This is a genomic window from Pseudohaliea rubra DSM 19751, from assembly GCF_000764025.1.
In the GTDB taxonomy this organism is placed as follows: domain Bacteria; phylum Pseudomonadota; class Gammaproteobacteria; order Pseudomonadales; family Halieaceae; genus Pseudohaliea; species Pseudohaliea rubra.
In genome coordinates this window covers 1-7,428 of sequence record NZ_KN234810.1, presented here as the reverse complement: position 1 = coordinate 7,428, position 7,428 = coordinate 1, and the positions used below count along the sequence as shown (strand labels likewise).

At 65.6% G+C, this 7,428-nt stretch carries 10 protein-coding genes; 5 read left to right on the top strand and 5 right to left on the bottom strand.

The genetic code is table 11. The features are described from left to right. On the bottom strand, positions 1-636 hold a 636-nt coding region (locus HRUBRA_RS14175; RefSeq protein ID WP_236629883.1), incomplete at its 3' end, for a magnesium chelatase domain-containing protein. 87 nt (positions 637-723) lie between these two features. Continuing rightward, a complete protein-coding gene (locus HRUBRA_RS14170; RefSeq protein WP_035518226.1) occupies positions 724-987 on the bottom strand; it encodes an accessory factor UbiK family protein in 264 nt (87 codons plus the stop codon). A gap of 336 nt (positions 988-1,323) precedes the next feature. On the opposite strand from HRUBRA_RS14170, the gene glnK (HRUBRA_RS14165) reads away from it, so the two are divergent. From glnK (HRUBRA_RS14165) to glnK (HRUBRA_RS14145), 5 genes are all read left to right on the top strand, one after another. After that, entirely contained in the window at positions 1,324-1,662 is a 339-nt protein-coding gene (glnK, locus tag HRUBRA_RS14165; protein ID WP_035518224.1) for a P-II family nitrogen regulator, read from the top strand. A 33-nt stretch (positions 1,663-1,695) separates the two neighbouring features. Continuing rightward, on the top strand, positions 1,696-2,934 hold the full coding sequence (locus tag HRUBRA_RS14160; protein ID WP_035518239.1) for an ammonium transporter family protein: 1,239 nt from the start codon (positions 1,696-1,698) through the stop codon (positions 2,932-2,934). Positions 2,935-3,397: 463 nt separating this feature from the next. Continuing rightward, on the top strand, positions 3,398-3,682 hold the full coding sequence (locus tag HRUBRA_RS14155) for a helix-turn-helix domain-containing protein (RefSeq protein ID WP_052094962.1): 285 nt from the start codon (positions 3,398-3,400) through the stop codon (positions 3,680-3,682). After that, complete coding sequence (locus HRUBRA_RS14150; protein WP_052094960.1) at positions 3,679-4,932, top strand: type II toxin-antitoxin system HipA family toxin; 1,254 nt, start codon at positions 3,679-3,681, stop codon at positions 4,930-4,932. Before HRUBRA_RS14155 ends, HRUBRA_RS14150 begins: the two co-directional genes overlap by 4 nt. Positions 4,933-5,075: 143 nt before the next feature. Further along, a complete protein-coding gene (gene glnK, locus HRUBRA_RS14145) occupies positions 5,076-5,414 on the top strand; it encodes a P-II family nitrogen regulator (protein ID WP_035518223.1) in 339 nt (112 codons plus the stop codon). Positions 5,415-5,472: 58 nt separating this feature from the next. On the opposite strand, the gene HRUBRA_RS14140 is transcribed toward glnK (HRUBRA_RS14145), so the two are convergent. The 3 genes from HRUBRA_RS14140 to HRUBRA_RS14130 form a co-directional block, all read right to left on the bottom strand. After that, a complete protein-coding gene (locus tag HRUBRA_RS14140; protein ID WP_035518222.1) occupies positions 5,473-6,174 on the bottom strand; it encodes an HAD family hydrolase in 702 nt (233 codons plus the stop codon). Continuing rightward, positions 6,171-7,130, bottom strand: a complete 960-nt coding sequence (gene xerC, locus HRUBRA_RS14135) for a tyrosine recombinase XerC (RefSeq protein WP_052094958.1) — start codon at positions 7,128-7,130, stop codon at positions 6,171-6,173. Before xerC ends, HRUBRA_RS14140 begins: the two co-directional genes overlap by 4 nt. 4 nt (positions 7,131-7,134) lie before the next feature. Beyond that, on the bottom strand, positions 7,135-7,428 hold a 294-nt coding region (locus HRUBRA_RS14130; protein WP_035518220.1), incomplete at its 5' end, for a DUF484 family protein.

Here is a 7,428-nt window from a genome sequence, read left to right as displayed (position 1 = left end):
GGTGAATAGGAGATGGTGGCCCCCGGCGGCGGCGATCTCGAGCGCGCGCCGTGCGCCGGGCTGGCCGATCACGTCGGCAAGATCCGGTGCCGGCGCCGGCGGTGCAGCCGCTGCCGCTGTCGCCAGCCCCAGGGGACGCGTTTTGCGCAGCCCCGCGCAGAGCGTCAGCAGGTCTGCTACCCCATAGACCTCGCTGCCGGGCACGCGGGCGGCTTCACCGGCGGTCTCGGCGGGCAGCGCCAGCCGCCGGCCCGCATCGGCCGCGGCCATGCTGACGGGAACCACCCCCGCCACTGACCGCAGGCAGCCGTCGAGGGCGAGTTCGCCGATGAACTCCCAGGCGCCCAGACCCTCCCGGGGGAGCTGGCCGGAGGCGGCGAGGATGCCAAGGGCGATGGGCAGGTCGAAGCGGCTGCCGCCCTTGGGCAGGTCCGCCGGCGCGAGGTTGACGGTGATGCGCCGCTCCGGGAAGTCGAAACAGCTGTTCACCAGCGCGCTGCGCACCCGGTCGCGGCTCTCGCGCACGGCGGTCTCGGGCATGCCGACAATCTGAAAGGCAGGCAGTCCGTTGGCGAGGTGAGTTTCGACGCGCACCAGCGGGGCATCCAGCCCGGCGCTCGCGCGGCTGTAGATCATGGCGTAGTCCATCGCTCGTCCCTGAGCTGCTACCGTTTTTGTACCGGAGTCGGCGCGGGAAGGCGCCACCCATAGTGCCCGTGTGCGTCAGCCTCCGCGCTTCTCCAGCGCATCCAGCTGCGCGAGCAGGTCCGCCAGTTCGGCCTCCAGGGTCTGCACCCGGTCGCGGGTGCGGGCCAGCTGGGCGGCCTGGGCGTCGAACTCCTCGCGGCTGACCACATCGAGGCGCGCCAAGGCCGACTGCAGCAGCAGCTTCGCGTTGCGGTCGACCTCGCCACGCAGGCCCTCAGCCCCCACGAGCTCGTTGACCTGCTGGATGACCTCGCCGATCGGTGGCGGTTTCAGTGCCATTGGGTGTCCCCCAGTTGTTCAAGGAAAGTGTAGTGGATAGTGCTGGCGGGGCCCAGCGCCGGGCGTGGCACTAAAATAGTGCTGTGCGCCAACCTGGTGCGCTGTTTGTTGCAGGATCGGCTCTCGGCGACCTTGCGATGGTGGTGAAGTTTTAATAAACCCTTGTTTTTAAACAATAAAATATCTACTGGCATACGCTCTGCAGCATATGCCCTGCAAAAGTTCTGAGAAAGTGCTGCAAAGTGTGATCGAGCGTCGTCGGCAGCGGCGCTTCCTGCGAGCGGGAAAGCAAGGCGGCGGCCCAGGGCCGCGTCGCCGGGACATCGGGAGAGTGACATGAAACTGATCACGGCTGTGGTTAAGCCCTTCAAGCTCGACGACGTGCGCGAGGCGCTGTCGGAGATCGGTGTACAGGGCATCACCGTGACGGAGGTAAAGGGTTTCGGGCGGCAGAAGGGGCACACAGAGCTCTACCGCGGCGCGGAATACGTGGTGGATTTCCTGCCCAAGGTAAAGATCGAGGTTGCCGTGGGCGAGAACCTTTTCGAACAGGCCATTGAGGCCATCACCAAGGCGGCTAACACGGGCAAGATCGGCGACGGCAAGGTCTTCGTCACGACGCTTGAGCAGGTCATTCGGATACGTACCGGTGAGACGGGTGCGGAAGCGATCTGAACCCCTGGGCCAGTTGAGGCGAGAGTGAATCTCATGCAAGAACATATTTTCGAACTGCAGTACGCGCTGGACACCTTCTATTTTCTGGTGTGCGGGGCCCTGGTCATGTGGATGGCCGCGGGCTTCTCCATGCTCGAGGCGGGCCTTGTGCGCGCCAAGAACACCACCGAAATCCTCACCAAGAACGTCGCGCTCTATGCCATCGCCTGCATCATGTACATGGTCTGCGGCTACGCGATCATGTACGGCGGCGACATCTTCCTGTCGAGTATCACCGGTGACGGTGTTGCCGGCGCAGAAGAGCCGGCCACCTATGCCCCGTCAGCCGACTTTTTCTTCCAGGTGGTCTTTGTCGCCACCGCCATGTCTATCGTGTCCGGCGCCGTCGCCGAGCGCATGAAGCTCTGGGTGTTCCTGGCCTTTGCCGTGGTCATGACGGGCTTTATTTATCCCATGGAGGGCAGCTGGACCTGGGGTGGTAACCCCGTGTTCGGCATGTACACCCTGGGCGACCTGGGGTTCCTCGACTTCGCGGGGTCCGGCATTGTCCACATGGCCGGGGCAGCGGCTGCCCTCGCCGGCGTGCTCCTCCTTGGTCCGCGTAAGGGCAAATACGGCGCTGACGGCAGCGTGCAGGCGATCCCCGGCGCCAATCTGCCCCTGGCGACCCTCGGTACCTTTATCCTCTGGATGGGCTGGTTCGGCTTCAACGGTGGTTCCGTGCTGGCCACCGCCAGCGTCGGCAGCGCCAACGCCGTCGCCATTGTGTTCATGAATACCAATACGGCCGCCGCCGGTGGCCTCGTTGCTGCGCTGCTCACGGCCCGGCTGATGTTCGGCAAGGCCGACCTCACCATGGCGCTGAACGGGGCCCTCGCCGGCCTCGTCACTATCACCGCAGGACCCGACACGCCGAGTGCGCTGCAGGCGACGATCTTCGGCGCGATCGGTGGTGTGCTGGTGGTCTTCTCTATCATTACCCTCGACAAGCTGCGTATTGACGATCCGGTAGGCGCGATCTCGGTGCACGGCGTTGTCGGCCTGTTCGGTCTGCTGCTGGTTCCTGTCACCAACGCGGAGAACTCAAGCTTTGCGGGTCAGCTGATCGGTGCCGGCACTATTTTCGGCTGGGTTTTCCTGACCAGCCTGACGGTATTTTTCGTGCTCAAGCTGGTGATCGGTATCCGGGTCGGAGAAGAGGAGGAGTACGAGGGTGTGGATGTCGCTGAGTGCGGCCTCGAGGCCTACCCGGAGTTCGTCAGCCAGAAATAGCACAAGCTTGCGGGCGCATTGTAAAATGCGTTTTTTGGGGGGTCTTCGGGCCCCCTTTTTTTGTGCGCCGGGCATGGCGCGTAGCGCCGTGACTGGCGCTGTTCCGGCACAGGTGGTGCTGGCCGGATGACTTGGCGTGGGTCGCCCCTCGAATATGCTGGACAACGCATTCGATGCGCTCGCGCCGCAGGGCGGCGGAAAGGCCTTTGGACTCTGTGGACGTCCGCTTTTCGATCTTGCGGGCTGTGAATCGGGAACGGCCAATACCTGAACGGGGCGGCCGGTTACAGTGTAACCACTCGTGACAGGCGTGCGGTGGCACTCACTTTTTTATCGTGCGTGATATTTTTACGATATAGGCCGCTTGCGCACGAGTATTTTTTTACGTACGGTAATTTTTTGTTGCCATCGGCCGATCGAGCTGTTGTTTTTTACCGTACGATATTTTTTTAGAGGCGCGGCCATGACAGAGGAAGACAGCATTTACGGCGCGGTCCAGAGCGTCGAGGAACTCGGCCGCTTGGCGCGCGCCCATCGCAAGCAGCGGCGCCTGACGCTGGAGACGGTCTCCGGGCTCGGTAACCTGAGCACGCGCTTCCTGTCGGAGTTTGAACGGGGCAAGGAGACAGCCGAGACCGGCAAGGTCTTGAAGGCTCTGCGCACTCTGGGGCTAGAGGTCATCATCCAGCCACGCGGGCGGGCGACGCCGGCTCACCGTACCGGTAGGACCCGTGAGGAAACCTCATGACCGACCCCGACATCCTCAACGTCTGGCACGAGCAGCGCCTGGTCGGTCAGCTCTGGCGCAATACGACCGGGGCCATCGGGTTTCGCTACGATACCGCGTGGATCACCGGTGGCGGCTTCGCCGTGTCCCGCTCCCTGCCGCTGGCGATCCGGGAATTCGCCCCGGAGGATGGCATCGCCCAGCGCTGGTTCGCCAATCTTTTGCCTGAGGGGGCGGTGCGCGAACACATCGTCCGCGACCTCAAACTGCCGAATACGGATTTTGACCTGCTGCGAGCCATCGGCGGCGAGTGTGCCGGCGCGCTGTCGATCCTGCCCGTAGACCAACAACCGTCGGGCCAGCAGCAGTACCGTCCATTGACGGCGAAGGACCTGGCCGACCTGGCGGCGCGCCGGGGACAGATCTACGCTGTCTGGCCGGCGGACGAGCGCCCGCGATTGTCGCTCGCCGGCGCCCAGGACAAGTGTCCGGTACTGGTGCGCGACGATCAGTATTATCTGCCGCAGGGCGAAGCACCTTCCAGTCACATCCTGAAGTTCGAGCTGGCCGACTACCGCCATTTGCCCGCCTACGAGACCTTCACCACACAACTGGCCGACGCCATCGGCCTGCCGGTGGTAGCTATCACTTTGCGGTCCATTGTAAAAACCCGGTATGCACAGATCGTGCGCTATGATCGACCTTGGGATGAACGCGGCGAGGTGCAGCGATTGCACCAGGAAGATTTCTGCCAGGCCCTGGGTTACGGGCACGAGAAAAAATATCAGGAACATGGCGGACCGTCCTTCGCCCAGTGCTACCGTCTGGTGCAGGAGGCCTCCAGCGAGCCGGCCATCGATGTGCAACACCTGCTACGCTGGCAGATTTTCAATGTGCTCGCGGGCAACTCCGATGGCCACGCCAAGAACCTCTCCCTGTTGCATTTGCCTGATGACGCAATCCGCCTGGCACCGTTCTATGACCTGGTGTGCACGCGCGCCATCGAACGCATCGACTACCATCTCGCCTTCGATGTCGGCGGCGAACGCAATCCCAGTGTGATCACGCCCGCGGACTGGGAATCGCTCGCCAGGCAATGTGATGTGCGGCCGCAATTCCTGGGTAACCTGGTGCGTGAGACCGCAGACGCGCTGCAGGAGAGAATCGGCCCGGCGCGCGAAGAATTCGAGGCGCGTCACGGCGCCTACCCAGCGCTACAACGCATTGAAAAGGTGGTCACCACACAGTGCCGGCGGATGGCGAAGCGGTAGTGACGTCACTGCGTTATGCCCGGTGGTGTGGGAGGACGGCGGGAGCAATCCCGCCTCCTACCCGATAGCTGCGCTTTTATCCTTGCCACCCGCCCCCTCGCCTTCCTATCATCGCGGTTCAATTCTGAGGGAGCCGCGCGACCATGAAGCTTGTTACCGCGATCATCAAACCCTTCAAGATGGACGACGTGCGGGCTGCCCTGTCTGACATCGGCGTGCAGGGCATCACTGTTACCGAGGTAAAGGGCTTTGGCCGCCAGCGCGGGCACACGGAGCTCTACCGCGGCGCCGAGTACGTTGTCGATTTCCTGCCGAAGCTGAAACTTGAAATTGCTGTTGCCGAGGGCCAGCTCGACGCCATCGTCGAGGCGATCATCAAGGCAGCGAACACCGGCAAAATCGGCGATGGGAAGATCTTCGTCACGGACCTCGAGCAGGTCATCCGCATCCGCACCGGGGAGACCGGCGAAGAAGCGGTCTGAACCCCGGCCCCCGCCGGCAGGGCGGCCGCTGCCGCCCGTCAGGGCAACCAGAGCGACCCTAGAGAGCCGCCAGCGCCGCCGGCAGTTCCGTCAGCTGCCGTACCGTTGCATCGGGGCCGGCGCCCTGCGCCGGGTCCCAGGGTGCGGCGCCCGGATTGAACCACACCGTTTTCAGCCCCGCCTCCCGCGCGCCGGCCACGTCGTGGCCCGGCGAATCGCCCACGTGGGCGATCGCCGCCGCGGCGACACCGGCTCGCTCGATGGCCGCACGGAACATATCCGGTGCCGGCTTGCTGGCGCCGACCTCCTCGGCGAGGAAGGCGAAGTCGAAGTAGTCGCCGGCGTCGGTCTTGTAGATATCGGCGTTGCCGTTGGTGAGCGCGCCGATGCGGTAGTGGCGGGCGAGCTGCTCGATGACCGCCAGCGCCTCTTCGTAGAGCTCCACCTTGTGCCGTTCTTCCAGGAACACGCTGAAGGCCGCCTCGGCCCCGGACCGGGCCTTCCGTTCGCCGTAGCCCGCGTCGCGCTGCAGTTCATAGAGGAACTGCCGGCGCATATCGCTGACGTGGTGCGCAAGCCGGGGCTCCCGGCGCACCAGGGCACGCTTGCGCTCGAAGAGGGCTCGGTCGTCAAGACCGGTGAGGGCGCCCGGGCGATGCTGCTCCAGCCAGGCGCGCTGCGCTGCCTCGGCGCGCAGGAGCGCGGGCTCCACGTCCCAGAGCGTGTTGTCCAGGTCGAAGGTGACTACCGTGACGCTCATTGCTCCTCCCCGTCCTCCGCGCTTTCCCCGCCCCCCTCGGCCCGGGCCCGGGGGTGTGCTGCGTCATAGACCTTTGCCAGGTGCTGGAAGTCGAGATGGGTGTAGATCTGCGTCGTGCCGATGTTGGCGTGCCCCAGCAGCTCCTGCACCGCGCGCAGGTCACCGCTGGACTCAAGCATATGGCTGGCGAAGGAGTGCCGCAGCATGTGCGGATGCACGTCCTGGCGCATGCCGCTGCGCCGTCCCTGCAGGCGCAGCCGGGCCTGGATGTTGCGCAGGCTGATGCGGTTGCCGCGGCTGCTCGTGAACAGCGCGCGGCTGCCGTCGGCGTCGGCCTGCAGCGAAGGGCGGACCCGAAGCCAGGCCTCCAGGGCGTCCAGAGCGACGGTGCCCACGGGCAAGGTGCGGGTCTTGCGGCCCTTGCCGGTCACGGTGACCAGGCGCTGCTGCCGGTCCAGGTCGTCCACATCCAGAGCCACCAGCTCGGCCAGGCGTAGTCCCGAAGAGTAGAACAGCTCGGCGATGGCCCGGTCGCGCACCGCCAGCGGTCCTTCGCTGTCGAAGGCAAGGTATTGCTGCAGCTGGTCCGGGTCCAGGGTGCGCGGCAGCTTGCGGGCGCGCCGTGGGGCCTGCACGGCCGCCGCGGGATTGCGGGGGTGGCCGCCTTCGCGGCCGAGGTAATTGAACAGGGAGCGGGCCGCGGACAGGGCACGCTGGATGCTGCCGCCGGCAAGGCCCCGGCGATGGAGCCCGCCCACCCAGTGACGGATGTGCGCCTCCTGGACCTTCTCGGGCCGGTAGATACCCTGGCCCCCAAGCGCGTCGCCGAGACCGGCGAGGTCCCGGGCATAGCCGTCTACCGTGTGGGGTGAGAGCTGTCGTACCTCGCGCAGGTAAGTGAGGAAGTCATCGACGGCCGTGGCGAAGTCCAGGGCCTCCCGCGCCGCGGCAGCCACGGCGTCAGCTCGCTGCTGCCGGCGCGCCCTCGCGGTCGAGGCGGACGAGCACCCGGCCGATCACAGCGGCCAGGTGCTCGAGGAACAGGGTGCCCATGCGGCTGTGGTAGCGCTTGGCGTCATCACTGCCCACGGCGACAAGGCCGCGGTCACCGGCGAAGTTCAGGGGAGCGATAGCCGCGGAGCCGGCGCCGCGCGCGCCGGGGAACAGGTAGCCGAACTCCTCCGCGCGCAGCGCCCCGCAGGCCGGCTTGCCGCCGCGCAGGAGACTGCCGAGCTGTGCGTCCACGGCTTCGCG

Bases quoted from the DNA above. Each gene is read 5' to 3' on its own strand.
- HRUBRA_RS14170 (WP_035518226.1), bottom strand. From the start codon at position 987: ATGGCACTGAAACCGCCACCGATCGGCGAGGTCATCCAGCAGGTCAAC.
- glnK (WP_035518224.1), top strand. From the start codon at position 1,324: ATGAAACTGATCACGGCTGTGGTTAAGCCCTTCAAGCTCGACGACGTG.
- HRUBRA_RS14160 (WP_035518239.1), top strand. From the start codon at position 1,696: ATGCAAGAACATATTTTCGAACTGCAGTACGCGCTGGACACCTTCTAT.
- HRUBRA_RS14155 (WP_052094962.1), top strand. From the start codon at position 3,398: ATGACAGAGGAAGACAGCATTTACGGCGCGGTCCAGAGCGTCGAGGAA.
- HRUBRA_RS14150 (WP_052094960.1), top strand. From the start codon at position 3,679: ATGACCGACCCCGACATCCTCAACGTCTGGCACGAGCAGCGCCTGGTC.
- glnK (WP_035518223.1), top strand. From the start codon at position 5,076: ATGAAGCTTGTTACCGCGATCATCAAACCCTTCAAGATGGACGACGTG.
- HRUBRA_RS14140 (WP_035518222.1), bottom strand. From the start codon at position 6,174: ATGAGCGTCACGGTAGTCACCTTCGACCTGGACAACACGCTCTGGGAC.